Origin of the sequence: Streptomyces sp. NPDC101191 (genome assembly GCF_044767915.1) — a bacterium.
Taxonomy (GTDB): Bacteria; Actinomycetota; Actinomycetes; order Streptomycetales; family Streptomycetaceae; genus Streptomyces.
On record NZ_JBIWOU010000003.1, the window covers coordinates 1 to 25860 of the forward strand.

A 25860-nucleotide genomic window follows, 5' to 3' on the forward strand; every position below is an offset into this window, starting at 1 on the left:
TTTCCGATCCGATTTCCTCGGTGCTTTCCGGTCCCTTTTCGACTTTCGTCGTTCCGGGCCCTTCCGGCGGTTCCGACTCTATCAGACCCTTTCGGCGCCTGATTCCCAGTCAGCGGGATTCGCCTTCCCGGCCGTTGGGCCGTTCCGACGAGTGAGACTTTAGCGGATTCCCCGCCCCCGAAGCCAATCGGCGGCTCACGCTCAAACCTTCGAACGCGGATTCCTCATTTCGCAAAAACGCACGGAAACACAAGACGGCACGACAAAAGCGTGCTGTCAGGCGCCGATGGTTCTTGCGGAATCGCTGTCCGGGGCCGACCGGAGTCGGTGCTCACGTCGGACAACTCGGAGAACACTACGGATCCGGTAATCCCGTGTCAACCCCGGGCCTGGGGCGTACCCTCTGCGTATGACTACGCGTGCGCACACCACCCAGTGGTGGGCCGCCTGACGGCGGCCCGTACTCACGCGTGCAGACACGGCCGCCGCTTCGGCGGCCGTTCGTGTTTCCCCCTCCGGGAGTCCGGCCGACGGGTCGGCGGCGCTCAGGCAGAGAGAGCCAGGAGAGAGGAAGAACGAGCGCGATGAAGCGGATCTTCAGTGGGGTCAAGCCGACCGGGCACCTGACGCTGGGCAACTACCTCGGGGCCGTACGGCGGTGGGTCGAGGTGGACCAGCATCAGGCGGACGCGCTGTTCAGCGTCGTGGACCTGCACGCGCTGACGGTGGAGCACGATCCGGCGCGGGTGCGGCGGCTGAGCCGGCAGGCGGTGACGCTCCTGCTCGCGGCGGGACTGGATCCGGAGCGGTGCACGGTGTTCGTGCAGAGTCATGTGGACGAGCACGCGCGGCTCTCGTATCTGATGGAGTGCGTGGCCACGGACGGCGAGATGCGCCGGATGATCCAGTACAAGGAGAAGAGCGTCCGGGCCCGGGACGCCGGGCAGAGCGTGCGGCTGTCGCTGCTCACGTATCCGGCGCTGATGGCGGCGGACATCCTCGCGTACGGGACCGACGAGGTCCCGGTGGGCGAGGACCAGACGCAGCACGTGGAACTCGCGCGGGATCTGGCGGTGCGGTTCAACCATCGGTACGGGCAGGTATTCACGGTGCCGAGGGCGACGAGTCCGGCGGTGGCGGCTCGGGTGATGGATCTGCAGGACCCGACGTCGAAGATGGGGAAGTCGCACGAGAACGGGGCCGGGATCGTCTATCTCCTCGACGATGCGGACACCGTGCGGCGGAAGGTCATGCGGGCGGTGACGGACAGCGGGCGCGGTGTCGTGCACGACCGGGAGGCCCGGCCCGGGGTCGCGAACCTGCTGGATCTGCTGGCGGCCGCGACGAATGGGAACCCGATCGAGCTGGCCGGTGTATACGAGTCGTACGGATCGTTGAAGAAGGACACGGCGGAGGCGGTGGTGGAGCTGCTGCGGCCGGTGCGGGAGCGGCATGCCGAGCTCGCGGCGGATCCGGGGCACGTGGACAAGGTGCTGCGGGAGGGGGCCGAGCGGGCGCGCGGGATGGCGCGGCCGCTGGTCGATTCGGCCTATCGGGCGATCGGGCTGTTGCCGGCCGTCTGACGGAAGGCGTTGCGGTAGTCGCGCGGGCTGGTGGCGAGGTGCGAGGCGAAGTGCTGGCGCATGGTGACCTCGCTGCCGAAGCCCGCGCGGCGGGCCACTTCGGGGAGGGGGTGATCCGTGAGTTCGAGGAGTTTCTGGGCGGCGGCGACGCGCTGGGTGATGAGCCAGTGGAGGGGGGTGGTGCCGGTGGTGGCCTGGAAGTGGCGGGCGAAGGAGCGGGGGGACATGCCGGCGTGGGCGGCGAGGCTCGCGACGGTGTGGGGCTGGTCGATGGTCGTGAGCGCGTGGGCGCGGACGGCGGCGAGGGCGTCGGCATCGCGGTCGGCGCGTGGGGTGGGGCGCTCGATGAACTGGGCCTGGGTGCCGGTACGGAAGGGGGCGGTGACCATCGAGCGGGCGATGGTGGCGGCGACCTCGGCACCGTGGGCGGTGCGGACGAGGTGGAGGCACAGGTCGATACCGGCGGCGGTGCCGGCGGAGGTCCAGATACCGGTGTCCTCGACGAAGAGGGCTTCGGGTTCGACGCTCACCTTCGGGTAGCGGTCGGCGAGGGTCCCGGCCAGGTGCCAGTGGGTGACGGCACGGCGGTGGTCGAGGAGGCCGGCGCGGGCGAGGACGAAGGCGCCGGCGCAGAGGGAGGCGACGGGGATGCCGGCGGTATGGGCGCGGCGCAGGGCGTCGAGGACGGGTGCCGGGACGTCGGCGTCGGGGTCCTCGATGCCGGGGACCAGGACGAGGTCGGTGGCGGTGAGTGCGTCGAGCCATTCGAGCGGGCGGTCGGGGGTGAGGCTGAGGCCGCCGCGGAGCGGGACCGGGGTGGCCGGGTCGGCGGCGACGCGGCGGAGGTCGAAGGGAGGGACGCCCCGGGTGCTGCGGTCGCTGCCCCAGACCTCGGTGATCACGGAGACGTCGAAGGGCCGGATGCCGGGGAAGGCGAGGAGGGCGATGCCTTGACGGGTCTCACCGATGGACGTCATGTTGGCAGTAACCCATCGATCGGCGACTTTTCTTCCTCTGGGGTGGACGGAGGGCCGCCGGGAGGATCGAGGGCATGGAGATCAACGAGAACGCGGCGCTGGTGGTCATCGACGTACAGAAGGGGTTCGACGACGAGGAGTTCTGGGGGCGGCGGGACAACCCGGAGGCCGAGGAGAACATCGCGGCCCTGATCGATCGGTGGCAGGAGACGGGGCGGCCGGTCGTGTTCGTACGGCACGACTCCTCGCACGAGGGGTCGCCGCTGCAGGCGGGGACGGTGGGCAACGCGTTCAAGGACGTCGTCGAGGAGCGGCGGGGGAAGGGCACGGGACCGGAGCTGCTGGTCACGAAGAGCGTGAACTCGGCGTTCTACGGCGAGCCGGATCTGGACGCCTGGCTGAGGGGGGCGGCCCGCGGCGGAGCCGCTGACGGACCCCGTGGGCAGATCGTGATCGTCGGGATCCAGACCAACATGTGCAACGAGACGACCGCGCGGATGGGCGGGAACCTCGGGTACGACGTGGTGTTCCCGATCGACGCGATGCACACCTTCGACCTGGCCGGGCCGTTCGGCTGGGAGCGCAGCGCGGAGGAGCTGACCCGGGCGACGGCGGTGTCGCTGCACGGAGGGAAGTTCGCCCGGGTCGTGTCCACGGAGGACGTGCTGAAGGGTGCGGCCGCGCGTTAGGGGTCGCCTGTCGATCAGGCCGGATCAGGGAGCGGTGGCCCGATCGGCAAGGCACCCCCCGATCGGCAAGGCACCCCCTGGGTGGCCGGGTGGTCAGCCGTTGCCGGAGGCGAGTTCGCGGCTTCGGTCGCGGGCGGCCTCCAGGGCGGCGATGAGGGCTGCGCGGACGCCGTGGTTCTCCAGCTCGCGGATGGCGGAGATGGTGGTGCCGGCCGGGGAGGTGACGGCCTCGCGGAGCTTGACCGGGTGTTCGCCGCTGTCGCGGAGCATGACGGCGGCGCCGATGGCGGCCTGGACGATCAGGTCGTGGGCCTGGGCGCGGGGCAGGCCGAGGAGGATGCCGGCGTCGGTCATGGCCTCGACGAGGTAGTAGAAGTACGCCGGGCCGGAGCCGGAGAGGGCGGTGGCGGCGTCCTGCTGGGACTCGGGGACGCGCAGGGTCTTGCCGACGCCGCCGAAGATCTCCTCGGTGTGGACGAGGTGTTCGGGGGTGGCGTGGCTGCCCGCGGAGATCACGGACATGCCCTCGTCGACGAGGACGGGGGTGTTGGGCATGACCCGGACGACGGGGGTGCCCGCGGTCAGGCGTTCCTCGATGAAGGCGGTCGGGATGCCGGCGGCGGCGCTGATGACGAGGCGGTCGGCGGCGACGTGCGGGGCCAGCTCGTCGAGGAGGCGGCCCATGTCCTGGGGCTTCACGGCGAGGATGAGGGTGTCGGCGCGCTTGGCGGCGTCGGCGTTGCTGACGGCCTCGACCCCGTAGCGGGCGTGGAGTTCCTCGGCGCGTTCGGTGCGGCGGGCGGTGACCAGGAGATGGGCGGGGCGCCAGCCGGCGCGGATCATGCCGCTGAGGAGCGCTTCACCGATCTTGCCGGTGCCGAGGACTGCGACGGTCTGGGTCATGGCTCTGTTCACCTCGCCGAAGGGATTACGTGCCGCCATCCTCGCACCGGGGCGCGTGCCGCGGCGCGGGTGTCCGAGGGGCGGTCACGCGGTGCGGCGGCGGAGGGTGGCCGCGCCGAGGGCGAGGACGAGGACGGCGCAGCCGGCCACGACCAGGGCGTCGCGGACGAAGTCGGCGGTGACGCCGGTGTGGTGGAGGACCTGGTTCATGCCGTCGACGGCGTAGGACATGGGCAGGGCGTCCGAGATCGCCTCCAGGGCGGGGGCCATCCGGTCGCGCGGGGTGAACAGGCCGCAGAGCAGGAGCTGGGGGAAGATCACGGCCGGCATGAACTGGACGGCCTGGAACTCGGAGGCGGCGAAGGCCGAGACGAAGAGGCCGAGGGCGGTGCCGAGCAGGGCGTCGAGGAGGGCGACGAGGAGCAGCAGCCAGGGGGAGCCGATGACGTCGAGGCCGAGGAACCACACGGCGAGTCCGGTGGCGAGGACGGACTGGACGACGGCGACCAGGCCGAAGGCGAGGGCGTAGCCGGCGATCAGGTCGGCTTTTCCGAGGGGCAGGGCGAGGAGGCGTTCGAGGGTGCCGGAGGTGCGCTCGCGCAGGGTCGCGATGGAGGTCACCAGGAACATGGTGATAAGCGGGAAGATGCCGAGGAGCGAGGCGCCGATGCCGTTGAACGTCTGGGGTTGCGGGCTGCCGTCGAAGACGTAGCGGAGCAGGAAGAGCATCAGGCAGGGGACGAGGAGCATCAGGGCGATCGACCGCGGGTCGTGGCGGAGCTGGCGCAGGACCCGGGCGGCGGTGGCGAGGGTGCGGTCCGGGTTCACGGCTGCTCCTTGGTGGCGGGGGTGGTAGTGGCGGGGGTGGTAGTGGCGCGGGCCGCGGCGGCGTCGACGAGGTGGAGGAAGGCGTCCTCGACGGTGGCGGTGTCGTTGCGGTGGCGCAGGGCTTCGGGGGTGTCCTCGGCGAGGAGTTCTCCCTCGCGCAGCAGGAGCAGCCGGTGGCAGCGTTCGGCCTCGTCCATGACGTGGGAGGAGACGAGGAGCGTGGTGCCGCGGTCGGCGGCGATGCGGTGGAACAGGTCCCACAGGTCGCGGCGGAGGACCGGGTCGAGGCCGACGGTCGGTTCGTCGAGGACGAGGAGTTCGGGGGTGCCGAGGAGGGCGACTGCGAGCGAGACGCGGCTGCGCTGGCCGCCGGAGAGGCGCCCGGCGAGGGCGCCGGCGTGGGAGGTGAGGTCGACGTCGGCGATGGCCCGGTCGACGGCGGCACGCCGGTCGGCGCGGTGGGCGCGGCCGGGGAGGAGCACCGCGGCGAAGTAGTCGAGGTTCTGCCGGACTGTGAGGTCGTCGTAGACGGAGGGCGCCTGGGTGACGTAGCCGATGCGGGAGCGCAGGGCGGGGTCTCCGGCGGGCCGGCCGAGGATGTCGAGGGTGCCGGTGACCTTGGCCTGGGTGCCGACGATCGCGCGCATGAGAGTGGTCTTGCCGCAGCCGGAGGGACCGAGGAGGCCGGTGATGCGGCCGCGGGGGACGGTGAAGTCGAGGCCGCGCAGGACGGTGCGGTCGCCGCGTACGACGGTGAGGGCGGATGCGGTGATCGCCGCGCCGGTGGCCGGGGCGGCGGCCTCGTGGGCGACGGTGGGGCCGGCCTCACCGGTTTTATTCATCATGTGATGAATAGTGGGCCCGGTGGTGGCACACGTCAAGGACCCCCGGACGAAGTCCGGGGGTCCTTGAACGGGAGCAGGGCGCGGCAGCGCGGCAGCCGCTAGCGGCGCCTGGGCTTCTTGCGGGTGGAGGGGTTCCCGGTGCGGCCGGAGCGGCGCTTCTCGTAGCGCGTGACGGCCTCCTGGTACTCCGCGCGCAGGAGCTTCTCGCCGGGCGCCTCGGTGAGGCTGCGCACGAAGTAGGCGAGCAGCGAGCCGATGAAGCCGATGGCCTTCAGGCTGCGCAGGGCCTCCTCGCGGGCCGGGTCGGCGGGGCGGCGGACGAAGCCCTCCCAGGTCTTGCGGAAGGCGATCGCGCTGCAGACCGCGAACATCACGACCACGAGGGTGTTGACGAAGCCGCCGACCTTGGCGATCGCCAGGCCGTCGTACGCGAAGCGCAGCACGAAGCAGCTCGCGACGGCGGCGGCGAGCGAGCCGACGGCCACGCCGAGGCGGCGCAGCCCGTAGCCACCGCTGTGGTCCACCCAGGTCGTGCCGAAGAAGCGGAGCTCCTCGGGCCGCGGCCCGGCGGGGGTGCCGGTCTTGCTCTGCTGCTCGCCGCTCACGGGCTTCTCGTCGCTCACGGACTCGATTATCCCCGGGCGGGAGACGGCCGCCGTCAGCTGCAGCGATAGGTCACATAGCCGTCGCGGCCCGTGTTCACGTAGGCGTCCGAGACGAACTGGCCGTTGCCGATGTTGTCCCAGATGTTGGTGGTGCCGTAGGGGCCGCTGACCCACTCGCCCGGCGTCTGGCAGTGGATCGACACCCAGGCGCCCGCGGCCAGCGTGCGGACGACCGGGTACTTGGTGCCCGGCCCCGAGCGCACGTTCACCCGGTAGCCGGGGGCGACCGGGTAGGAGGCGGCCTCCGCCGCCGCCGTCACGGACTCCGGTGCCTTGTTCTCGGTGCTCATTCCACTCCCCCGTCCGGCGCGTAAGCGCTTCCTCGGAAACGCTCCGGTGAATTTCACTCTGCGCGACGCGCGCAGGCTAGCAAGCCCCACCGCCATCGGCAGCACCATCGACTAGGCTCCGTGCGTCGCGCACGCGCGCGGACTCGACGGGGAACCACACGGGGGTTGGCGATGCCGCCGTTGCGCAGTACCGGTGCCGGCCGGGGCGCGGAAGAGCCCGACCACGCGGGCGAGTACCGGCTCCAGGCCTGCCTCGGCTCCGGCGGCATGGGCGTCGTCCACCTGGCCACCTCCCCCTCGGGGCTGCGCCTCGCCGTCAAGGTGGTGCACGCGCAGTACGCGGAGGACCCCGAGTTCAGGGCCCGCTTCCGCCAGGAGGTCGCGGCCGCGCGGCGGGTGAGCGGCGCCTTCACCGCGCCCGTCGTGGACGCCGACCCCGACGCCGTACGCCCCTGGATGGCGACCCTCTACGTGCCCGGCCCCACCCTCGCCGACCAGGTGAAGCGGAGCGGCGCGCTCTCCCGCGCCGAGCTGCGCCGGCTCACCGCGGGTCTCGCGGAGGCGCTGCGGGACATCCACCGGGCGGGCGTGGTCCACCGGGACCTGAAGCCGAGCAACGTGCTGCTGACCGACTCAGGACCGAAGGTCATCGACTTCGGGATCTCCCGGCCGGTCGACAGCGACCTCCGTACGGAGACGGGAAAGCTGATCGGCTCGCCGCCCTTCATGGCGCCCGAGCAGTTCCAGAGGCCCCGGGAGGTCGGGCCCGCCGCGGACGTGTTCGCGCTCGGGTCGGTCCTCGTGCACGCGGCCACCGGCCACGGCCCCTTCGACTCCGACAGCCCCTACATCGTGGCGTACCAGGTCGTCCACGACGAGCCCGATCTGACCGGCGTCCCGGACGAGCTGGCGCCGCTCGTGGCCCGCTGCCTGGCCAAGGAGCCCGCCGAGCGCCCCACGCCCGCCGAGATCATGGCGGCGCTGCTGCCTCCCTCGTACGAGGCGAACGCCTTCATACCCGCCCAGCGGCGCGCCCCGGGCCCCACGGCCGCGCTCTCCCCCGCCGTTCCCTCCGGGGCCTGGGACGCCGACACGCCCGTACGGGCCGCGGCCCCGCGCAAGCGCCGCGGCCGCCGGCTGCCGATCGCCCTCGGCGTCGTCCTCGCCCTGGCGGCCGGCGGCACCGTCGCCCTGCTCGGGGCCCGGGACGGCACGAGGCCGGACGCCCCGGCGCACCCGGCGGAGGCCGCCAAGTCCTTCACCGGCTGGCAGACCCCGCTCCTGAAGGGCGGAGGGACGGCCGCGCCCGCCTGCGCGCTCGCCGAGGGCGCCCTCTACTGCTCGGGCCCCGGCGTCGGCGTCGCCCGGCTCGACGCGGCGACCGGCCGGGTCGTCTGGTCGCGGCCGGCCGAGAGCGCCGCCCCCACCGCGCCGGAGACCCCCATGACGCTGTCCGGCGGCACGGTGGCCGTCGCCACCACCGACGGGCTGCGCAGCCACGCCGCCGGGGACGGCACGCCGGGCTGGCGCACCCGGCCGTCCGTGCCCGAGACCGCCCGGCCGGCCGGGCCCGTCATCGTGCTCTCCGGCAACACCCGGCAGCTGCGTGCCGTCGACAGCCGCACCGGCACGCAGGTGTGGCGCCACGCCCTGCCCGGCCACGGCGTCCCGCAGCTGGGCCCCTACGACCCCGCGACCGGGCTGCTCACCGTCTTCGAGCCGACCGCCGACGGCGCGCACACCGTGGTCAGCGCGATCCGGCCGGCCACCGGCGAGGTCGCCTGGTCGCACCGTCCCGAGGGCGACCTGACGCCGGTCGGCTACGGCACGGGTGGCGACCTGGTGCTGTCCGACGCCTACCGGGGTACGAAGACCGAGGCCCTGGTCCGCCTCGACCCCGCGAGCGGGGAGACCCGCCGCTTCGCCCTGCCGTACCGCCTCGACAACCCGTCGGTCACCGTGGGCGGCTCGACCGTGTACCTGCTGACCGGGTTCGGGCGCCTGACCGCCGTCGACCTCGACGAGCAGCGGGTCCGGTGGGAGCTGGAGACCGGCAGCGGCAACGTCTCGGCGCCCGTCGCCGGCGACGGTGACCGGCTGTACGTCTCCGCCTCCGACGGACGCCTGCTCGCCGTCGACACGGCCCGCGGTGTCCTCGCCGGCCAGACCCGGCCGCGCCTGGGCGACGGGCGCCTGGGCTACGTCCCGTCCGTGCCGGCGCCCGTGGCGGCCGGGAACCGGATCTACGGGACGGCACCGGACGGCTCGGTCTTCGCGGTGGACGGGCGGGACCCCGGGAGCTGGTGAGCGGGGCGCCGGTCCCGGCGCCCACCCGGCGCCGGCAGGACGCGCGAACGGCGGTGCGGGGAGCCCCGAAGGGTTGCCCGCCCCGCCGTTCGCGTGGGTCCGTCCGTCGCTGCCGGTCCCGGTGTCAGCCGAGCTTCGACACGTCGCGCACCGCGCCCTTGTCCGCGCTCGTCGCCATCGCCGCGTACGCCCGCAGCGCCGCCGAGACCTTGCGCTCACGGTTCTTCGGGGCGTAGACGCCGTTCAGTGCCTCGCGGCGGGCGTCCAGGGTGGCGTCGTCGACCAGCAGCTCGATCGAGCGGGACGGGATGTCGATGCGGATGCGGTCGCCGTCCTCGACGAGGGCGATGGTGCCGCCCGACGCCGCCTCCGGGGAGGCGTGGCCGATGGACAGGCCCGAGGTGCCGCCCGAGAAGCGCCCGTCGGTGACCAGGGCGCAGGTCTTGCCCAGGCCGCGCCCCTTGAGGAAGGAGGTCGGGTAGAGCATCTCCTGCATGCCGGGGCCGCCCTTGGGGCCCTCGTAGCGGATGACGACCACGTCGCCGTCCTTGACCTGCTTGTTGAGGATCTTCTCGACGGCCTCCTCCTGCGACTCGCAGACGACCGCCGGGCCCTCGAAGGTCCAGATCGACTCGTCGACGCCCGCGGTCTTCACGACGCAGCCGTCGACGGCGAGGTTGCCGCGGAGCACGGCGAGGCCGCCGTCCTTGGAGTAGGCGTTCGCCGCGTCGCGGATGCAGCCGCCCTCGGCGTCCAGGTCGAGGGTGTCCCAGCGCTCGGACTGGGAGAAGGCCTCGGCGGAGCGGACGCAGCCGGGGGCCGCGTGCCACAGCTCGACGGCGTCCTCCGAGGGGGAGCCGCCGCGCACGTCCCAGTTCTTCAGCCAGTCGCCGAGGGTGGGGCTGTGGACGGCGTGGACGTCCTCGTTGAGCAGGCCCGCGCGGTGCAGCTCGCCGAGGATGGCGGGGATGCCGCCGGCCCGGTGCACGTCCTCCATGTAGTACGTGCCGCGGGGGGCGACGTTCGGGGCGACCTTGGCCAGGCAGGGAACGCGGCGCGAGACCTCGTTCATGTCGCTCAGGCCGTAGTCCAGCTCGGCCTCCTGGGCGGCGGCGAGCAGGTGCAGGATCGTGTTCGTGGAGCCGCCCATGGCGATGTCGAGGGCCATGGCGTTCTCGAAGGCCGCGCGGGTGGCGATGTTCCGCGGCAGGACGGAGGCGTCGTCCTCGTCGTAGTAACGACGGGTGATGTCGACGACCGTGCGGGCGGCGTTCTCGTACAGCGCGCGCCGGGCGGTGTGGGTGGCGAGGACGGAGCCGTTGCCGGGGAGGGAGAGGCCGATGGCCTCGGTCAGGCAGTTCATCGAGTTGGCGGTGAACATGCCGGAACAGGACCCGCAGGTCGGACAGGCGTTCTCCTCGATGCGGAGGATGTCCTCGTCGGAGACCTTGTCGTTGACCGCCTCGGAGATCGCGTCGACCAGGTCGAGGGTGCGGACGGTGCCGTCGACGAGCGTGGCGCGGCCGGACTCCATGGGCCCGCCGGAGACGAAGACCGTCGGGATGTTGAGGCGCAGGGCGGCCATCAGCATGCCGGGGGTGATCTTGTCGCAGTTGGAGATGCAGATCAGGGCGTCGGCGCAGTGCGCCTCGACCATGTACTCCACGCTGTCCGCGATCAGGTCGCGGGACGGCAGGCTGTAGAGCATGCCGCCGTGGCCCATGGCGATGCCGTCGTCGACGGCGATCGTGTTGAACTCGCGGGCGATGCCGCCGGCGGCCGTGATGGCCTCGGAGACGATCCGGCCCACCGGCTGCAGGTGGGTGTGGCCGGGGACGAACTCGGTGAAGGAGTTCGCCACCGCGATGATCGGCTTCCGTCCGATGTCCGCGCCCGGTACACCGGAGGCGCGCATAAGGGCGCGGGCGCCCGCCATATTGCGGCCGTGGGTGACAGTGCGGGACCTCAGCTCGGGCATCGTCGCTCGCTCCTCAGTGATGGGTGTGTCTGAAGTCGAGCGTACGCTTCGACTCCAAGATCTGGACATGCTGTCCGCGATGCGGGACAGGTGTTCAGCGTTCGGTCAGGTAGCGCTGGAGGGTCGGCGCCACCTGGGCCACGATCTCCTCCGGGTCCGCCGAGGCCAGCGGCTCGACCTGGATGACGTAGCGCAGGATCGCGATCCCGATCATGTGCGAGGCGGCCAGCTCGGCCCGGAACTTCGGTTCCGGTACGTCGAGCTCGGCGGCGATCCGCTCCAGCAGCCGGCGCAGCACGAACCCGCGCAGCACCTTGGCCGCGGCCTCGTGGGTCAGCGCGGAGCGGATGATCGCGAGCAGCGGGGCGCGGGTCGCCGGGTTCTCCCAGACGGAGATGAAGAAGCGGGCGAGGCGCTCGCCGATCGCCTCGCGGGGGCCGCCGACGATGGCCGGGACGACGGCCGTCGGCTCGAAGGAGACCTCGATCGCCGCCGCGAAGACCTCGTCCTTGGTGCCGAAGTAGTGGTGCACGAGCGCCGGGTCGACCCCGGCGGCCTTCGCGATGCCGCGCACCGAGGTCTTGTCGTAGCCGCGCTCGGCGAACTGCGCCCGCGCCGCCTCCAGGATCCGCTCGCGCGCGCCGGGTCCGCTGTCCTCCGCGGCGGTGCGGGAGGGGCGGCCGCGCCGCCGGGGGGAGGCGTCGGTCATGCGCCGGGCACCCGGGGCGGCACCGCCGGGGCACCCGGGGCCGCGAGGTGGAGCCGGGTGAAGGCGAGGGCCTCGGCGAGATCGGCCTCGCGTTCGGCGGAGGACATCGCCCGGCGGGTGTTGACCTCGATGACGACGTGCCCGTCGTAGCTGCTGCGGGCCAGCCGCTCCAGGAGCTCGGCGCACGGCTGGTTGCCGCGGCCCGGCACCAGGTGCTCGTCCTTGGCGGAGCCGCGCCCGTCGGCGAGGTGGACGTGGCCGAGGCGGTCGCCCATGCGGTCGACCATCGCGAGGGTGTCGGTGCGGGCGGTCGCGGTGTGCGAGAGGTCGACGGTGAAGTGCCGGTAGTCGTCCTTGGTGACGTCCCACTCGGGGGCGTACGCGAGCATCTCGCGGTCCTTGTACCGCCACGGGTACATGTTCTCCACCGCGAACCGCACGTCCGTCTCGTCGGCCATCCGCCAGATGCCGGTGACGAAGTCCCGCGCGTACTGGCGCTGCCAGCGGAACGGGGGGTGCACGACGACCGTCGACGCCCCCAGCTTCTCGGCCGCGGCCCGGGCGCGCTGGAGCTTGACCCACGGGTCGGTGGACCAGACGCGCTGGGTGATCAGCAGGCAGGGGGCGTGCACGGCGAGGATCGGCACCCGGTGGTAGTCCGACAGGCGGCGCAGGGCCTCGATGTCCTGGCTGACCGGATCGGTCCACACCATGACCTCGACCCCGTCGTAACCGAGGCGCGCGGCGACCTCGAAGGCCGTCGCCGTCGACTCCGGATAGACCGAGGCCGTCGACAGCGCGACCTTCGCATCCGGGATGCGCACCGCTGGTTCTGCCACGGAGACAGCGTACGGGGCCGACCGGAGGACCGGGGCGTGGTTCCGGTCACCCGCTGCCCCCGGGGGCGCGTACCGCGGCCGGGGTTACGGCAGGTGGTCCAGGCGGCGCAGGATCACGCCCTCCCGGAGCGCCCACGGGCAGATCTCCAGCTCGTCGACGTCGAACAGGTCCATCGCACCCTCCGCGACGAGGGCGCCCGCCAGGAGCTGGCCGGCCCGGCCCTCGGAGACGCCGGGGAGCGCGGCGCGCTCGGCGACGGTCATGGCGGCGAGCCGCGGCAGCCACTCCTCCAGGGACTTGCGGCTGAGGTTGCGCTGGACATAGAGGCCGAAGCCGGAGCCGGGGGCGCCGGCGATGCGCGCGAGCTGCTTGAAGGTCTTCGAGGTGGCCACGACGTGGTCGGGACGGCCGAAGCGGCTGAACTCGCCGACCGTCCGGGCGATCTGCGCACGCACGTGGCGGCGCAGCGCCTTCACGTCCCCCGGCTCCGCCGGGTCCCCGGGCAGCCAGCCCGAGGTGAGCCGGCCGGCGCCGAGCGGCAGCGAGACGGCCGTGTCCGGCTCCTCGTCGTTGCCGGAGGCGACCTCGAGCGAGCCGCCGCCGATGTCCAGGAGGAAGAGCCTGCCCGCGGACCAGCCGAACCAGCGCCGGGCGGCCAGGAAGGTGAGCCGGGCCTCCTCCTCGCCGCTCAGCACCTGGAGCGCGATCCCGGTCTCCTCGTAGACGCGGGCGAGGACCGCGTCGGCGTTGCTCGCCTCGCGCACGGCCGAGGTCGCGAACGGCAGCACCTCCTCGCAGCCCTTGTCCTCGGCTGCGACGAGCGCGTCGCGGACGGTGGCGACGAGCCGCTCGACCCCCGCGTCGGCGATGGCCCCGCGCTCGTCGAGGAGCTCGGCGAGGCGCAACTCCGCCTTGTGGGAGTGGGCGGGCAGCGGACGGGCGCCGGGGTGGGCGTCCACCACCAGCAGGTGCACTGTGTTCGAACCGACGTCGAGGACTCCGAGTCTCATGGACGGAACGCTACTGCGCCCGCCCGCATACGCTTGGACTTGTGCCAAAGACGAAAAAGGCGAAGCCGGGCAAAGCCAGTGCCGACGAGAGCGCCGCGAAAGCCGCGAGGACCGCGCACGCGGCCAAGGCCGTGAAGGTCGGGAAGAAGCGCGCCCAGAGCGAGGAGCCCGACGAGAAGGGCCTGGATTTCCCGCGTGCCTGGGTGGAGTTCGCCGACCCCGAGGACGAGGAGCAGGTCTACCGCTGCGACCTGACCTGGCTCACCTCCCGCTGGACCTGCATCTTCGGGAACGGCTGCCAGGGCATCCGGGAGGGCCGGGCCGACGACGGCTGCTGCACGCTCGGCGCGCACTTCTCGGACGAGGACGACGAGAAGCGGGTCGCCGATCACGTGGCGCGGCTCACGCCGGAGCTGTGGCAGTTCCACGGCGTCGGCACCGAGTCGGGCTGGGTACAGGTCGACGAGGACGGCGACCGGCAGACCCGGCGCTGGGAGGGCTCCTGCATCTTCCAGAACCGCCCCGGCTTCGCGGGCGGCGCGGGCTGCTCGCTGCACATCCTGGCCGTGCAGGAGGGCCGGGAGCCGCTGGAGACCAAGCCGGACGTGTGCTGGCAGCTGCCGGTGCGGCGCACCTACGACTGGATCGACCGGCCCGACGACACCCGGGTGCTCCAGGTGTCGATCGGCGAGTACGACCGGCGCGGCTGGGGCGCGGGCGGCCACGACCTGCACTGGTACTGCACGACCGCGAGCTCGGCGCACGTCGGCGCGGAGCCGGTGTACGTCTCCTACCGTCCCGAGCTCGTCGAGATGATGGGCGAGGCGGCGTACGACGTGCTGGTCGGGCTGTGCGAGGCGCGACTCGCCTCGCAGCTGCCCCTCGTCGCGCCCCACCCGGCCGACCCGGCTCCGTAGGCCCCCGGCCGACCCGGCGGCGTAGGCCCCCGGCGACCCGGCGGCGTAGGCCCCGGCCGACCCGCCTCCGTAGGCCCCCGGCCGGCCCGCCTCCGTAGGCCCCGGCCGACCCGCCTCCGTAAGCCCCCCGGCCGACCTTGCGGCGTAGGCCCCGGCCGACCCGGCTCCGTAGGCCCCCCGGCCGCGCTCCGCTGGTCCTTCGGCGGCCCGGCTCCGCAGGCCCTCCGTGGTTCCTCAGGGGGCCGGCGGCGCGGGGTCCGTGCTCGGGGAGTCGGTCGGCGCGTCCGTCGGCGCGGGTGTCGTCGGCTCGGTGGTCGGCTCCGTCGTCGGGGGCTCGGTCGTCGGCTCCGTCGTCGGCGGGGTGGTCGGCGGCTCGCCGGTCGGCGGCGGGGTCGTCGGTTCCTGGGTGGCCGGCGGTGTGGTCGGCTCGGTCGTGGTGGGCGGTGGCGTCGCCCCGCGCCCGTTGATCCGTACGACGGCGCCCGACGGGTCGACGCCGACCCGGGCGCTCCATGCACCGGCCGGCTCGCGGGAGCGGTCGACGAAGATCCGTACGGTGACCGACTCGCCGGGCCGCAGGGTGCCGGAGGCCTGGCTCACGTACAGCCAGGGCGCGTCCGACCAGAGCGCCCAGTCGGCGGGCACGCCGCCCTCGTTGGTGAGGGTGAGCACGGTCGTCGCGCCCGCGCCGCGCGCGGCGACGGTGATCCGCGCGGGCGCGGGCCGGCCCGGCACGGACGGGGTCGCGGGGGCCCCGGGGCTGATCACCTCGACGGAGACGTCCGGGGAGCGGCTGCCGCGGGTGAAGCGGGGGTCGGGGGTGGTGCGGGCGTTGCCCGTGTTCTCGTAGCGCTCGCCCGGGCGCCCGTCGGTGCCGCCGCGCGAGCCGCCCGGCCCGTCCGCCTCGCGGGCGCTGATCCGGGCGCCGTCGTGGCCCTCCCCGTCGACCGGTGTGCCGCGGTACGAGGCCCACAGCGCGAGGACCGGGGCGGCCACGACCGCGGCGACGACGGTGGTGGTGACGGCGCGGGCCCGCATCCGGTCACGGCGGGCGGCGTGGTCCTTGGGGTCCATCGGGAAGCCGGTCGGGCCGAAGCGGGGCGCGCCGGCCCGGGTGCGCGGGACGTGCAGCATCGCCACGTAGGCGGCGGCCCGCGGCGCCTCGACGATCGGGAGCCGGCCGGCTGGCGCGGTGGCGGCGCCCGGCCAGGGGCTGCCGGCGCCGGCCCGTTCGGCGGCGCGGCGGCAGCGCGGACAGTCGTCGACGTGCCGGACGAGCTCGGCGCGCAGCGCGGCGGAGAGCAGCACCTGGTGGTCGCCGGTGAGCCGGGCGACGGTGGGGCAGTCGCCGGTCTCGACGACGGCGAGGGCGGCACGGGTGCGCTCGACCTCGCACCCGGCGGAGGAGAGCAGCTCGCGGGCGGCGAGCGGGTCGAGGGAGAGCACGGCGGCGACCTCGCGGTGCCCCAGGCCGTGCCGGACGGCGAGCTCCAGGGCCTCGCGCTGCTCGGGCGTGGTGCCGGCGGCCTCGGGCCAGGCGAGCGCGGCGAGTTCGGCGCGGCGGCGCTCGGCGGCCTCGGGCGGGACACGGGGCGGTGCGGGCTCGGCGGCCGCGGGGCGGCCGGTGTGGGCGCCCTGCCGCTTGCGGCGCTGCTCGCCGAGGCTGCGCAGACAGGCCCAGCGGGCCAGGGCGTAGAGCCAGGCGCGGCGGCCGGCGGCGTCGGAGGGGCAGCGGCCGTGGTGGCGCTCGGCCACGGCGAGGACGTCGCCGAGGACGGCGGTGGCCGTGTCGTGGTCGCAGAGCACCGAGAGGCAGTAGGTGAAGAGGCCGTCCAGGTACTCCTCGTACCGGGCGGGGGGCCGCTGGCCGAGGGTGCGGGGGCCTCCGGTGCTTCGGGTCGGTTGTTCCAGCCTGCTGCTCGTCACTGGGCGACCGTAGGCGGGGGCGAGGGGGGTCTTCGCACCGCTTGCAGGCTTTTAATCCGTACGGGTGAAGGCGCCACACGAAGGGGGACAGGAACCCGGTCCTCCGTCCGGTTCCCATTCCGTTCCGCCCCGTTCCTCCACCGTGCCGCCCTCGCCGGGACCGCGCTGTCGGTGGCGGGGGCTACGGTGTCGCTCATGGCTGCTCGTACCAAAACCGCCAAGGACCGGCCGTCCTACCGCTGCACCGAGTGCGGCTGGCAGACCGCCAAATGGCTCGGACGTTGCCCGGAGTGCCAGGCCTGGGGGACGGTCGAGGAGTACGGCACGCCCGCCGTGCGGACCACCGCCGCCGGGCGGGTCTCCAGTGCCGCCGTGCCGATCGGCCAGGTCGACGGACGGCAGGCGACCGCCCGCAGCACCGGGGTCGACGAGCTCGACCGGGTGCTCGGCGGCGGACTGGTGCCGGGCGCCGTCGTGCTGATCGCCGGCGAGCCGGGCGTCGGCAAGTCCACGCTGCTGCTCGACGTCGCGGCCAAGGCGGCCAGCGACGCGCACCGCACGCTGTACGTGACGGGCGAGGAGTCCGCGAGCCAGGTCCGGCTGCGCGCCGACCGGATCGACGCGCTCAGCGACCATCTCTACCTGGCGGCCGAGACCGATCTGTCCGCCGTCCTCGCGCACCTGGACGAGGTCAAGCCCTCGCTGCTGATCCTCGACTCGGTGCAGACCGTCGCCTCGCCCGAGATCGACGGCGCCCCCGGCGGCATGGCGCAGGTCCGCGAGGTCGCCGGCGCCCTGATCCGCGCCTCCAAGGACCGGGGCATGTCGACCCTGCTCGTCGGCCACGTGACCAAGGACGGCGCCATCGCCGGCCCCCGGCTCCTGGAGCACCTGGTCGACGTCGTGCTGCACTTCGAGGGCGACCGGCACGCCCGGCTCCGCCTGGTCCGCGGTGTGAAGAACCGGTACGGGGCGACCGACGAGGTCGGCTGCTTCGAGCTGCACGACGAGGGCATCACCGGGCTGGCCGACCCCTCGGGCCTGTTCCTGACCCGCCGCGACGTGGCCGTGCCCGGCACCTGTCTGACGGTCACCCTGGAGGGCCGCCGGCCGCTGGTGGCCGAGGTGCAGGCGCTGACGGTGGACTCGCAGATCCCCTCGCCGCGCCGCACCACCTCCGGTCTGGAGACCTCGCGGGTCTCGATGATGCTGGCCGTCCTGGAGCAGCGCGGGCGGATCAGCGCGCTCGGCAAGCGGGACATCTACAGCGCGACGGTCGGCGGCGTGAAGCTGTCCGAGCCCGCCGCCGACCTGGCCATCGCGCTCGCCCTCGCCTCCGCCGCCAGCGACACCCCGCTGCCGAAGAACCTCGTCGCGATCGGCGAGGTCGGCCTCGCCGGCGAGGTCCGCCGGGTGACCGGCGTGCAGCGCCGGCTCGCCGAGGCTCACCGGCTCGGCTTCACCCACGCCCTGGTCCCGGGCGATCCCGGCAAGGTCCCGGCGGGCATGAAGGTCACCGAGGTGGCCGACATGGGCGACGCCCTGCGGGTGCTGCCGCGCAGCCGCCGGGCGCGTGCGCCGCAGGAGGCGGAGGGGTAGGGCTAGGGGCGGTCGGACGGGCGTGTCCCGCCCGGTCGACGGGCGGGCTCCCGGCGCGCGGCGGAGGGCCGCGGGGCGGTGTCGCTAGACTTTGCCCTGGTCTCGCCCATCCGTACGAGCCGGAGGAGTGCAGTGGCAGCCAAGGACAACGAGGCACTGATGCGTGCGTCGCTCAGCGCCGTCGCCCCCGGCACCGCCCTCCGTGACGGGCTCGAACGCATCCTCCGGGGCAACACGGGCGGCCTGATCGTCCTGGGCATGGACAAGTCCGTCGAGGCGATGTGCACCGGCGGTTTCGTGATCGACGTCGAGTTCGCCGCGACCCGGCTGCGCGAGCTGTGCAAGCTCGACGGGGCGATCGTCCTCGACAAGGACATCAGCAAGATCCTGCGGGCCGGTGTGCAGCTGGTGCCGGACGCGTCCATCCCGACCGAGGAGACCGGCACCCGGCACCGTACGGCGGACCGGGTCTCCAAGCAGTGCGGCTTCCCGGTCGTGTCGGTCTCGCAGTCCATGCGCCTGATCGCGCTGTACGTCAACGGCGAGCGCCGGGTCCTGGAGGAGTCCGGGGCGATCCTGTCCCGCGCCAACCAGGCCCTCGCGACCCTGGAGCGGTACAAGCTGCGCCTGGACGAGGTGGCCGGCACGCTCTCCGCCCTGGAGATCGAGGACCTGGTGACCGTCCGCGACGTCACGGCCGTCGCGCAGCGACTGGAGATGGTGCGCCGGATCGCCACCGAGATCGCGGAGTACGTGGTCGAGCTCGGCACCGACGGCCGGCTCCTCTCGCTGCAGCTCGACGAGCTGATCGCGGGCGTCGAGCCGGAGCGCGAGCTGGTCATCCGCGACTACGTGCCCGAGCCGACGGCCAAGCGCTCCCGTACGGTCCCCGAGGCGCTGACCGAGCTGGACGCGCTGACCCACGCCGAGCTGCTCGAACTGCCGATAGTGGCACGGGCGCTCGGCTACACCGGCTCCCCCGAGACCCTGGACTCGGCGGTCTCCCCGCGCGGCTACCGGCTGCTCGCCAAGGTGCCGCGCCTGCCCGGCGCGATCATCGAGCGGCTCGTGGAGCACTTCGGCGGGCTGCAGAAGCTGCTCGCGGCGAGCGTGGACGACCTGCAGACGGTGGACGGCGTCGGCGAGGCCCGGGCGCGCAGCGTCCGCGAGGGCCTCTCGCGGCTCGCGGAGTCCTCGATCCTGGAGCGGTACGTGTGAGGCGGGCACGTCTGAGGCGGTGCGTCTGAGGCGGGCACGGCTGAGGCGGTACGTCAGAGGCGGTGCGTCCACGACGGCGAGAACGGGGCGAGGCCCCCGGGGGTGACCCCGGGGGCCTCGCCCCGTACCGCGTCTTTCGCCGCGCTCCCGGCGATCAGTCCTTCTCCAGCCGGAAGGACACCGGCGACACCGTCAGGCCCGGCACCGCCACCTCCGCCAGGTAGCCTCCGGGGCCGACCTCGCCCGCCGGGGCGGTCGCGCACTCGGCGGCGCTGCGCCGGCGGTCCCACTCCACGGTGTGCGTGATCGTGGCGCCGGCCGGGACCTTCAGGAACAGCGGGGGCGCCACGCGCGGGCAGTCCTTCGAGGACCACAGCACCCCCTTGGTGTCGCGGACCGTCAACACCGCGTTCTTCGGGCCGAGATCGGCCTTGCAGTCACCGGCGGACGCGTTCTTCACGACCAGCTGGAAGCGGGGCTTCTCACCCGGCTCGTAGGCGACCTTGGTGCTGCGGAAGGTCAACTGCAGTGCGCTCGGTGCACAGTTCGGCAGCGGAGAATCGGCCGGAACCTGCTGTGCCGCTCCGGTGCCCGCGCCGCCGTCGCCGCCCGCGCCGTCCGTGTCGCCGTTCTTGCCGCCGCCGGAGACCCCGGCGTCCGCGCCCGCGTCCGTACCGCCGTCGCCCGTGCCGTCGCCGCCCCCGGTGTCGCCACCGGCGTCCGACTCGTCGCGTCCGCCGGGCTGTTGGCTGATCGCCGGACCGGTGCCTGACGGTCCGGGCGTGATCGAGGGCGCGGGGGAGGAGCCGTTGGCGGCGTCGTTCGGCTTCTTGCCCCCACTGTCACCGCCGGAGGCCACGGCCCACACGGCGAGCAGTGCGAGCAGGCCGATCAGGCACAGCGCGACCGCCCTCCGACGCCAGTAGATGGAGGAGGGAAGCGGCCCGACCGGATTGCGCAGAGATCCCACGCCACGAACCTTACGAGAGAACGCGGCCAACTCCCGCCCCACATGCCGCCCCAGGCGCCAAGTTTTGCCGATGATCACATCCGCCGCGACCGGGAACTTCCGCCGCACCCCCTACTTTCGTCGGGGACGGCTGTCGTCCTTCGGCCCGGGCGGACGGCTCCCGGCGCCGGATACCGTCATTGACCATGGACAACCTCCCCCATCTCTCCGACGGCCTGTACCTCGACATCTCGACGTTCGCCCACTCCACCCCGCACTGGTTCCAGAAGCTCGCGGAGGTGTGGACCGAACTCGGGCTGCTGCTCTTCGGGGTGCTGTTCGTGGCCGGGTGGTGGCGGATGCGCCGGGGTTCGCCGGACGCGATGGCGCTCGCGCTGCTCGCCCCGCTCGCGACGGCCTTCGGTTACGTGGTGAGCGAGGGGGTGAAGTCGCTGATCGACGAGGAGCGTCCGTGCCGTGCGGTGGCCGGCGCACCGGTGTCGCTCGTGGCGTGCCCACCGCACGGCGACTGGTCCTTCCCCAGCAACCACTCGGCGATCGCGGGCGCGGCCGCGATCGCGCTCGCCCTGTCCTGGCGCGGGATCGTCTGGCTGACCGCGCCGATGGCCCTGCTGATGGCCTTCTCCCGGGTCTTCGTCGGCGTCCACTATCCGCACGACGTGACGGTCGGCCTGCTGGTCGGCGGCGCGGTCGCCTTCGTCGTCGTCAAGGCGGCCCGGCGCCCCGTCCGCGCGCTGGTGGAGACGGCACGGTCGAGTGGCAGCGGCGCCGTGGTGTGGTGCGTGGGGCGCGGCGGCGTGGCCTCCGGACCGGGGCGGATCGGCGGAGGGCGTCCGGTGCACGCGGCCGCACGCCGGAGGAGGCAGTCGACGCGGAGCGTCGGCCGCTGACGACGCCGCCGCGGGCGGGCAGGACGGACCCCCGCTCGCCCGCCCGGCCCCAGGACACGCCCCTCCACTCCCTCCGCACGCCCCCGCGCGCCCCGAGGGCCTGCGCCACGGCGCGTGCTGATCACCCGGGGAACGTGCCAGGATCGGGGGTGCCATGACTACCCCTTCCTCGGCATCTCCCGAGTCCCCCGAGACCGCCGCCGTCCCCGTGCCCCCCGGCGAGCTGCACGGGCCCGTCCTCGCCTGGTTCGACCGGCACGCCCGCGATCTGCCGTGGCGTCGCCCCGAGGCCGGGGCGTGGGGCGTGATGGTCAGCGAGTTCATGCTCCAGCAGACCCCGGTGGTGCGGGTGCTGCCCGTCTACGAGCAGTGGCTGGCACGCTGGCCGCGCCCCGCCGACCTGGCCGCCGAGGCGCCCGGCGAGGCGGTCCGCGCCTGGGGCCGGCTCGGCTATCCGCGCCGGGCGCTGCGGCTGCACGCGGCGGCCGTGGCCATAACGGAGCGGCACAGCGGTGACGTGCCGAGCGATCACGGGCAGTTGCTCGCCCTGCCCGGGATCGGGGAGTACACGGCGGCCGCGGTGGCCTCGTTCGCGTACGGGCAGAGGCACGCGGTCCTCGACACGAACGTGCGCCGGGTCTTCGCCCGGGCGGCGACCGGGGTGCAGTACCCGCCGAACGCCACGACCGCCGCCGAACGCCGGCTGGCCCGGGCGCTGCTGCCCGAGGAGGAGGCGACGGCGGCCCGCTGGGCGGCGGCCTCCATGGAACTGGGCGCACTGGTGTGCACGGCCAGGAACGAGGACTGCTCGCGCTGTCCGCTCGCCGACCGGTGCGCGTGGCGGCTCGCGGGGAAGCCCGCCCACGAGGGACCGGCGCGCCGCGGCCAGACGTACGCGGGCACGGACCGGCAGGTGCGGGGCAGGCTGCTCGCCGTGCTGCGGGAGTCCGCGGACCCGGTGGAGCAGGCGGCCCTGGACGCGGTCTGGGACGAGCCGGTGCAGCGTGCCCGCGCCCTGGACGGGCTGGTCGCCGACGGTCTGGTCGAACCCCTGGACGGCGGCCGCTACCGGCTTCCACTGGCCTGAGTCCGCAACGCCTTCGATCCGAAGGATCCGGAACCTTTGGATCCGCTGTTACACAACCGATGGGTAGCCGTGCGCCCGCCGAGGGCTGCCCCGCACAACCCCGTGACAACTGCTCCGTAGCGTCGTCGACGTAAGCAGAACAGAGCTGGTCACGGGGATCGGAGGCGGTTCGGGATGGCGCACGGCGAGGTGCTCGATTTCGAGGAGTACGTACGCACGCGGCAGGACGCGCTGCTGCGCAGCGCCCGTCGTCTCGTTCCCGACCCGGTGGATGCGCAGGACCTGCTGCAGACCGCCCTGGTCCGGACGTACGGCCGCTGGGACGGCATCGCCGACAAGTCGCTGGCCGACGCCTACCTCCGACGGGTCATGATCAACACCCGGACCGAGTGGTGGCGGGCCCGCAAGCTCGAAGAGGTGCCCACCGAGCAGCTGCCCGACGCGCGCGTCGAGGACGCCACCGAGCAGCACGCCGACCGCGCCCTGCTCATGGACATCCTGAAGGTGCTCGCGCCCAAGCAGCGCAGCGTCGTCGTGCTGCGGCACTGGGAGCAGATGAGCACGGAGGAGACCGCCGCCGCGCTCGGCATGTCGACCGGTACGGTGAAGAGCACGCTCCACCGCGCCCTGGCCCGACTGCGCCAGGAACTGGAGAGCCGGGCCGCCGACGGCGACACCCGGGCTCTGGAGGCGGGTGTCCTGGAGCGCACGACCGTACGAGGCGACGAGCGGAAGCAGGAGCGGTGCGCGGCCTAGGACCGGCTTGGAGTGCCAGAGAGCGGGCGGCGGGCGTCGCGGCGGTAGCCGGGCTCGCCGCCGTCGGCGTGTTCGTGGCGGGCTGCTCGACCGGCGGCACCGGCTCGCGCGACGAGGGCGCGGCCCGGTCGGACGAGGCCGCCTCCACGGCCCCGGTCACCCCCACCCCCTCGGCGTCGCTCGCGACCGAAGGGGACACGGCCCTCAAGAAGGTCGACGCGATCGCCCTGCTCAAGGGCGACCCCAAGATCGGCGAGCGGGTCAAGGCCGACCTGAAGCCCTGCGCCGCGGACGTCTACCCGGTCGACACCTCGTACGGGAACCTCACCAACTCCACCGCGCCCGACATCGTGGTCAACCTGATGACCTGCGGAGACTCGGTCGGCATCGGCACGTACGTGTTCCGCGAGGAGAACAACCGGTACACCAACGTCTTCACGGCCGAGGACCCCGCCGTGTACGCGACGATCGACCGGGGAGACCTGATCGTCACCAAGCAGGTGTACGCGAAGGGCGACCCGGTCGCGTACCCCTCGGGCGAGGACGTGATCACGTACCGCTGGACGGGGAACAAGTTCACGCAGCACGACTGGGTGCACAACGACTTCAGCAAGGCGGTGGGCGACGGCGGCATCGACGGCTCCGTGCCCGCGCCGAGCGAGTCACCCTCGACCTGACCCCCCGATCCGAAGTACCCGGAAGGCTCCCGCACATGGCCGAGACCCATGTCCTGTTCGTCGAGGACGACGACGTCATCCGTGAGGCCACCCAGCTCGCCCTGGAGCGGGACGGCTTCACGGTGACCGCCATGCCCGACGGGCTGTCCGGTCTCGACGCCTTCCGGGCGGACCGGCCCGACATCGCGCTCCTCGACGTCATGCTGCCCGGCATGGACGGCGTCAGCCTGTGCCGGCGCATCCGCGACGAGTCGACCGTTCCGGTGATCATGCTGTCGGCGCGCGCCGACTCCATCGACGTCGTCCTCGGCCTGGAGGCCGGGGCGGACGACTACGTGACCAAGCCCTTCGACGGCTCCGTGCTCATGGCCCGGATCCGCGCCGTGCTGCGCCGCTTCGACCACGCGGGAGACGTCGGCGCCGGCAACGGCGACGAGGAGGAGGCCGCGGGCGGGGTGCTGGTCTTCGGCGAGCTGGAGGTCGACACCGAGGGCATGGAGGTCCGCAGGGGCGGTGCGACCGTCGCGCTCACCCCGACCGAGATGCGTCTGCTGCTCGAGTTCTCCTCCGCGCCGGGCACGGTGCTGTCCCGCGACAAGCTCCTGGAGCGGGTCTGGGACTACGGCTGGGGCGGCGACACCCGGGTGGTCGACGTCCATGTGCAGCGCCTGCGCACCAAGATCGGCCAAGACCGGATCGAGACGGTCCGCGGCTTCGGCTACAAGCTCAAGGGATGAAGGGTCTCGGCCTCCGTACGGGGGTCCGCTGGAAGATCGCCGTCGCCATCGCGGCGGTCGGCGCGCTCATCGCGGTCACGCTCAGCCTCGTCGTCCACAACGCGGCCCGCGTCTCCATGCTCGACAACGCCCGCGACGTGCAGATGTGGCGGCTGCTGTTCGCCCAGCGCGTGTACGAGACGTCCAAGCCGAAGGAGCCGCGGTTCGGCACCAAGGTCAACGACCCCACCCTGCCGCGCCAGCTCGACCAGCTGATGCGCGACGGGCGCCGCGGGACCTACGTGCAGGAGCACCACAGCGGCCCGCCGGACGTCTGGGCGGCCGTGCCGCTCGCCAACGGCGACGTGCTGTCGCTGCACGTGCCCTTCGCCGACCGCAGCGCCACGATCATGAAAGACCTCGACCGGGCGCTGATCATCGGCTCCGTGTCCGTGGTCTTCGGCGGCTGCGCCCTCGGCGTGCTCATCGGCGGCCAGCTGTCCCGCCGGCTCCGCAAGGCCGCCGCGGCGGCCGGGCGGGTCGCCCAGGGCAACACCGACGTCCGGGTCCGTGATGCCGTCGGCGGAGTCGTACGCGACGAGACCGACGAACTGGCCCGCGCCATCGACGGGCTCACCGACGCCCTGCAGGAGCGCATCGAGGCCGAACGGCGGGTCACCGCGGACATCGCGCACGAGCTGCGCACCCCGGTCACCGGGCTGCTCACGGCGGCCGAACTGCTGCCGCCGGGCCGCCCCACCGAGCTCGTCCGTGACCGGGCGCAGGCCATGCGGACCCTGGTCGAGGACGTCCTGGAGGTGGCGCGGCTCGACAGCGCGTCGGAGCGGGCCGAGCTCCAGGAGATCGCGCTGGGCGAGTTCGTCGAGCGCCGGGTGCGGGTGCTCGACCCCGAGACGGTCGTCCGGGTCGTCCACGAGTCCTGGGTCAACACCGATCCGCGCCGCCTGGAGCGCATCCTGGGCAATCTGCTCGCCAACGCGGCCAAGCACGGCAAGGGCCCGGTCGAGGTCACCGTCGAGGGCCGGGTGGTCCGGGTGAGGGACCACGGCCCCGGCTTCCCCGAGGCACTCCTGAAGGAGGGCCCGAGCCGCTTCCGTACGGGCAGCAGCGACCGCGCGGGCCAGGGACACGGCCTGGGTCTGACCATCGCGACCGGCCAGGCCCGGGTCCTCGGCGCCCGGCTCACCTTCCGCAACGCTTCCCCCGAGGGCACACCGAACGGCGCCGGAGGCGCCATCGCGGTGCTGTGGCTCCCGGATCACGCCCCGACGAACACGGGCAGCTTCCCGCTGCTGCGCCTGCCGGACTGATCCCGGGCCGGTCCAGGACTGCCCCGGGCTGGTCCCGGGCCGATCCAGGGCCGATCCCGGACTGATCGGCCCGGGTGGATCGCCGGTCGGGCCGGTCACCGCCCGGGCTTCGGCGGCCGCCCGGGTTTCGTTCGCTCGGGCCGGTCGGG

General features: G+C 73.5%; 24 protein-coding genes. 12 read left to right on the forward strand and 12 right to left on the reverse strand.

Annotated features, from left to right (window positions below; all coding sequences use genetic code 11):
• The first annotated feature begins 584 nt into the window (after positions 1-584).
• Positions 585-1583, forward strand: a complete 999-nt coding sequence (gene trpS / locus ACIRQF_RS13165; RefSeq protein ID WP_376626491.1) for a tryptophan--tRNA ligase — start codon at positions 585-587, stop codon at positions 1581-1583.
• Here trpS and ACIRQF_RS13170 read toward each other — a convergent pair.
• Complete coding sequence (locus tag ACIRQF_RS13170; RefSeq protein WP_404091840.1) at positions 1550-2560, reverse strand: GlxA family transcriptional regulator; 1011 nt, start codon at positions 2558-2560, stop codon at positions 1550-1552. The genes trpS and ACIRQF_RS13170 overlap by 34 nt on opposite strands.
• A 74-nt stretch (positions 2561-2634) precedes the next feature.
• Here ACIRQF_RS13170 and ACIRQF_RS13175 point away from each other — a divergent pair, with 74 nt between their 5' ends.
• Positions 2635-3249, forward strand: coding sequence for a cysteine hydrolase family protein (locus ACIRQF_RS13175; protein WP_404091843.1), 615 nt, complete (start codon positions 2635-2637; stop codon positions 3247-3249).
• Positions 3250-3342: 93 nt separating this feature from the next.
• Here the strand turns inward: ACIRQF_RS13175 and proC are convergent, their stop codons facing one another.
• From proC to ACIRQF_RS13200, 5 genes are all read right to left on the reverse strand, one after another.
• Positions 3343-4152: a pyrroline-5-carboxylate reductase gene (proC, locus tag ACIRQF_RS13180; RefSeq protein WP_376626497.1), complete on the reverse strand. Its 810-nt coding sequence runs from the start codon at positions 4150-4152 to the stop codon at positions 3343-3345.
• 84 nt (positions 4153-4236) lie between these two features.
• On the reverse strand, positions 4237-4980 hold the full coding sequence (locus ACIRQF_RS13185; RefSeq protein ID WP_404091847.1) for an ABC transporter permease: 744 nt from the start codon (positions 4978-4980) through the stop codon (positions 4237-4239).
• Complete coding sequence (locus ACIRQF_RS13190) at positions 4977-5825, reverse strand: ABC transporter ATP-binding protein (RefSeq protein ID WP_404091850.1); 849 nt, start codon at positions 5823-5825, stop codon at positions 4977-4979. The genes ACIRQF_RS13185 and ACIRQF_RS13190 overlap by 4 nt, the downstream gene beginning before the upstream one ends.
• 98 nt (positions 5826-5923) lie before the next feature.
• Entirely contained in the window at positions 5924-6448 is a 525-nt protein-coding gene (locus ACIRQF_RS13195; protein WP_382477215.1) for a hypothetical protein, read from the reverse strand.
• A 35-nt stretch (positions 6449-6483) separates the two neighbouring features.
• Entirely contained in the window at positions 6484-6780 is a 297-nt protein-coding gene (locus tag ACIRQF_RS13200; protein WP_376626505.1) for an SH3 domain-containing protein, read from the reverse strand.
• Between the two features lie 171 nt (positions 6781-6951).
• On the opposite strand from ACIRQF_RS13200, the gene ACIRQF_RS13205 reads away from it, so the two are divergent.
• Complete coding sequence (locus tag ACIRQF_RS13205; RefSeq protein ID WP_404091854.1) at positions 6952-9087, forward strand: PQQ-binding-like beta-propeller repeat protein; 2136 nt, start codon at positions 6952-6954, stop codon at positions 9085-9087.
• A gap of 124 nt (positions 9088-9211) precedes the next feature.
• Here the strand turns inward: ACIRQF_RS13205 and ilvD are convergent, their stop codons facing one another.
• The 4 genes from ilvD to ACIRQF_RS13225 all read right to left on the reverse strand — a co-directional run bounded on the left by ilvD (position 9212) and on the right by ACIRQF_RS13225 (position 13624).
• Entirely contained in the window at positions 9212-11065 is a 1854-nt protein-coding gene (ilvD, locus tag ACIRQF_RS13210; RefSeq protein ID WP_376626509.1) for a dihydroxy-acid dehydratase, read from the reverse strand.
• 94 nt (positions 11066-11159) lie between these two features.
• Positions 11160-11774 (reverse strand): TetR family transcriptional regulator, encoded by a 615-nt coding sequence (locus tag ACIRQF_RS13215; protein ID WP_376626511.1) that lies wholly within the window; start codon positions 11772-11774, stop codon positions 11160-11162.
• The gene (locus tag ACIRQF_RS13220; protein WP_382477211.1) at positions 11771-12613 is read right to left on the reverse strand and encodes a sugar phosphate isomerase/epimerase family protein; all 843 of its coding nucleotides are present in this window, start codon (positions 12611-12613) and stop codon (positions 11771-11773) included. The genes ACIRQF_RS13215 and ACIRQF_RS13220 overlap by 4 nt, the downstream gene beginning before the upstream one ends.
• Before the next feature lie 84 nt (positions 12614-12697).
• Positions 12698-13624: a Ppx/GppA family phosphatase gene (locus ACIRQF_RS13225; protein ID WP_376626515.1), complete on the reverse strand. Its 927-nt coding sequence runs from the start codon at positions 13622-13624 to the stop codon at positions 12698-12700.
• A 131-nt stretch (positions 13625-13755) separates the two neighbouring features.
• Between ACIRQF_RS13225 and ACIRQF_RS13230 the strand changes: the two genes are divergently transcribed.
• A complete protein-coding gene (locus tag ACIRQF_RS13230; protein ID WP_382477253.1) occupies positions 13756-14541 on the forward strand; it encodes a hypothetical protein in 786 nt (261 codons plus the stop codon).
• 234 nt (positions 14542-14775) lie between these two features.
• On the opposite strand, the gene ACIRQF_RS13235 is transcribed toward ACIRQF_RS13230, so the two are convergent.
• Entirely contained in the window at positions 14776-16467 is a 1692-nt protein-coding gene (locus ACIRQF_RS13235; RefSeq protein WP_404091860.1) for a hypothetical protein, read from the reverse strand.
• Positions 16468-16662: 195 nt separating this feature from the next.
• Here ACIRQF_RS13235 and radA point away from each other — a divergent pair, with 195 nt between their 5' ends.
• On the forward strand, positions 16663-18066 hold the full coding sequence (gene radA, locus ACIRQF_RS13240) for a DNA repair protein RadA (RefSeq protein ID WP_376626519.1): 1404 nt from the start codon (positions 16663-16665) through the stop codon (positions 18064-18066).
• A 159-nt stretch (positions 18067-18225) separates the two neighbouring features.
• On the forward strand, positions 18226-19284 hold the full coding sequence (gene disA, locus ACIRQF_RS13245) for a DNA integrity scanning diadenylate cyclase DisA (RefSeq protein WP_376627591.1): 1059 nt from the start codon (positions 18226-18228) through the stop codon (positions 19282-19284).
• Between the two features lie 154 nt (positions 19285-19438).
• On the opposite strand, the gene ACIRQF_RS13250 is transcribed toward disA, so the two are convergent.
• Positions 19439-20254: a hypothetical protein gene (locus ACIRQF_RS13250; protein WP_404091864.1), complete on the reverse strand. Its 816-nt coding sequence runs from the start codon at positions 20252-20254 to the stop codon at positions 19439-19441.
• A gap of 185 nt (positions 20255-20439) precedes the next feature.
• On the opposite strand from ACIRQF_RS13250, the gene ACIRQF_RS13255 reads away from it, so the two are divergent.
• From ACIRQF_RS13255 to cseC, 6 genes are all read left to right on the forward strand, one after another.
• Positions 20440-21144 (forward strand): phosphatase PAP2 family protein, encoded by a 705-nt coding sequence (locus ACIRQF_RS13255; RefSeq protein WP_376626523.1) that lies wholly within the window; start codon positions 20440-20442, stop codon positions 21142-21144.
• A 154-nt stretch (positions 21145-21298) separates the two neighbouring features.
• Positions 21299-22231, forward strand: a complete 933-nt coding sequence (locus ACIRQF_RS13260) for an A/G-specific adenine glycosylase (protein WP_376626525.1) — start codon at positions 21299-21301, stop codon at positions 22229-22231.
• 174 nt (positions 22232-22405) lie between these two features.
• Complete coding sequence (locus ACIRQF_RS13265; protein WP_376626527.1) at positions 22406-22987, forward strand: SigE family RNA polymerase sigma factor; 582 nt, start codon at positions 22406-22408, stop codon at positions 22985-22987.
• A complete protein-coding gene (locus ACIRQF_RS13270) occupies positions 22975-23664 on the forward strand; it encodes a hypothetical protein (RefSeq protein WP_376626529.1) in 690 nt (229 codons plus the stop codon). Before ACIRQF_RS13265 ends, ACIRQF_RS13270 begins: the two co-directional genes overlap by 13 nt.
• A gap of 35 nt (positions 23665-23699) precedes the next feature.
• Complete coding sequence (gene cseB, locus ACIRQF_RS13275) at positions 23700-24401, forward strand: two-component system response regulator CseB (RefSeq protein ID WP_404091869.1); 702 nt, start codon at positions 23700-23702, stop codon at positions 24399-24401.
• The gene (gene cseC / locus ACIRQF_RS13280) at positions 24398-25711 is read left to right on the forward strand and encodes a two-component system sensor histidine kinase CseC (protein WP_382477202.1); all 1314 of its coding nucleotides are present in this window, start codon (positions 24398-24400) and stop codon (positions 25709-25711) included. Before cseB ends, cseC begins: the two co-directional genes overlap by 4 nt.
• Positions 25712-25860: the final 149 nt, after the last annotated feature.

What these genes read in the sequence shown, in the direction of transcription:
- trpS (WP_376626491.1), top strand. Translation starts at nt 585, where the DNA reads ATGAAGCGGATCTTCAGTGGGGTCAAGCCGACCGGGCACCTGACGCTG.
- ACIRQF_RS13170 (WP_404091840.1), bottom strand. Translation starts at nt 2,560, where the DNA reads ATGACGTCCATCGGTGAGACCCGTCAAGGCATCGCCCTCCTCGCCTTC.
- ACIRQF_RS13175 (WP_404091843.1), top strand. Translation starts at nt 2,635, where the DNA reads ATGGAGATCAACGAGAACGCGGCGCTGGTGGTCATCGACGTACAGAAG.
- proC (WP_376626497.1), bottom strand. Translation starts at nt 4,152, where the DNA reads ATGACCCAGACCGTCGCAGTCCTCGGCACCGGCAAGATCGGTGAAGCG.
- ACIRQF_RS13190 (WP_404091850.1), bottom strand. Translation starts at nt 5,825, where the DNA reads ATGATGAATAAAACCGGTGAGGCCGGCCCCACCGTCGCCCACGAGGCC.
- ACIRQF_RS13200 (WP_376626505.1), bottom strand. Translation starts at nt 6,780, where the DNA reads ATGAGCACCGAGAACAAGGCACCGGAGTCCGTGACGGCGGCGGCGGAG.
- ACIRQF_RS13205 (WP_404091854.1), top strand. Translation starts at nt 6,952, where the DNA reads ATGCCGCCGTTGCGCAGTACCGGTGCCGGCCGGGGCGCGGAAGAGCCC.
- ilvD (WP_376626509.1), bottom strand. Translation starts at nt 11,065, where the DNA reads ATGCCCGAGCTGAGGTCCCGCACTGTCACCCACGGCCGCAATATGGCG.
- ACIRQF_RS13215 (WP_376626511.1), bottom strand. Translation starts at nt 11,774, where the DNA reads ATGACCGACGCCTCCCCCCGGCGGCGCGGCCGCCCCTCCCGCACCGCC.
- ACIRQF_RS13225 (WP_376626515.1), bottom strand. Translation starts at nt 13,624, where the DNA reads ATGAGACTCGGAGTCCTCGACGTCGGTTCGAACACAGTGCACCTGCTG.
- radA (WP_376626519.1), top strand. Translation starts at nt 16,663, where the DNA reads ATGGCTGCTCGTACCAAAACCGCCAAGGACCGGCCGTCCTACCGCTGC.
- disA (WP_376627591.1), top strand. Translation starts at nt 18,226, where the DNA reads ATGCGTGCGTCGCTCAGCGCCGTCGCCCCCGGCACCGCCCTCCGTGAC.
- ACIRQF_RS13255 (WP_376626523.1), top strand. Translation starts at nt 20,440, where the DNA reads ATGGACAACCTCCCCCATCTCTCCGACGGCCTGTACCTCGACATCTCG.
- ACIRQF_RS13260 (WP_376626525.1), top strand. Translation starts at nt 21,299, where the DNA reads ATGACTACCCCTTCCTCGGCATCTCCCGAGTCCCCCGAGACCGCCGCC.
- ACIRQF_RS13265 (WP_376626527.1), top strand. Translation starts at nt 22,406, where the DNA reads ATGGCGCACGGCGAGGTGCTCGATTTCGAGGAGTACGTACGCACGCGG.
- cseB (WP_404091869.1), top strand. Translation starts at nt 23,700, where the DNA reads ATGGCCGAGACCCATGTCCTGTTCGTCGAGGACGACGACGTCATCCGT.
- cseC (WP_382477202.1), top strand. Translation starts at nt 24,398, where the DNA reads ATGAAGGGTCTCGGCCTCCGTACGGGGGTCCGCTGGAAGATCGCCGTC.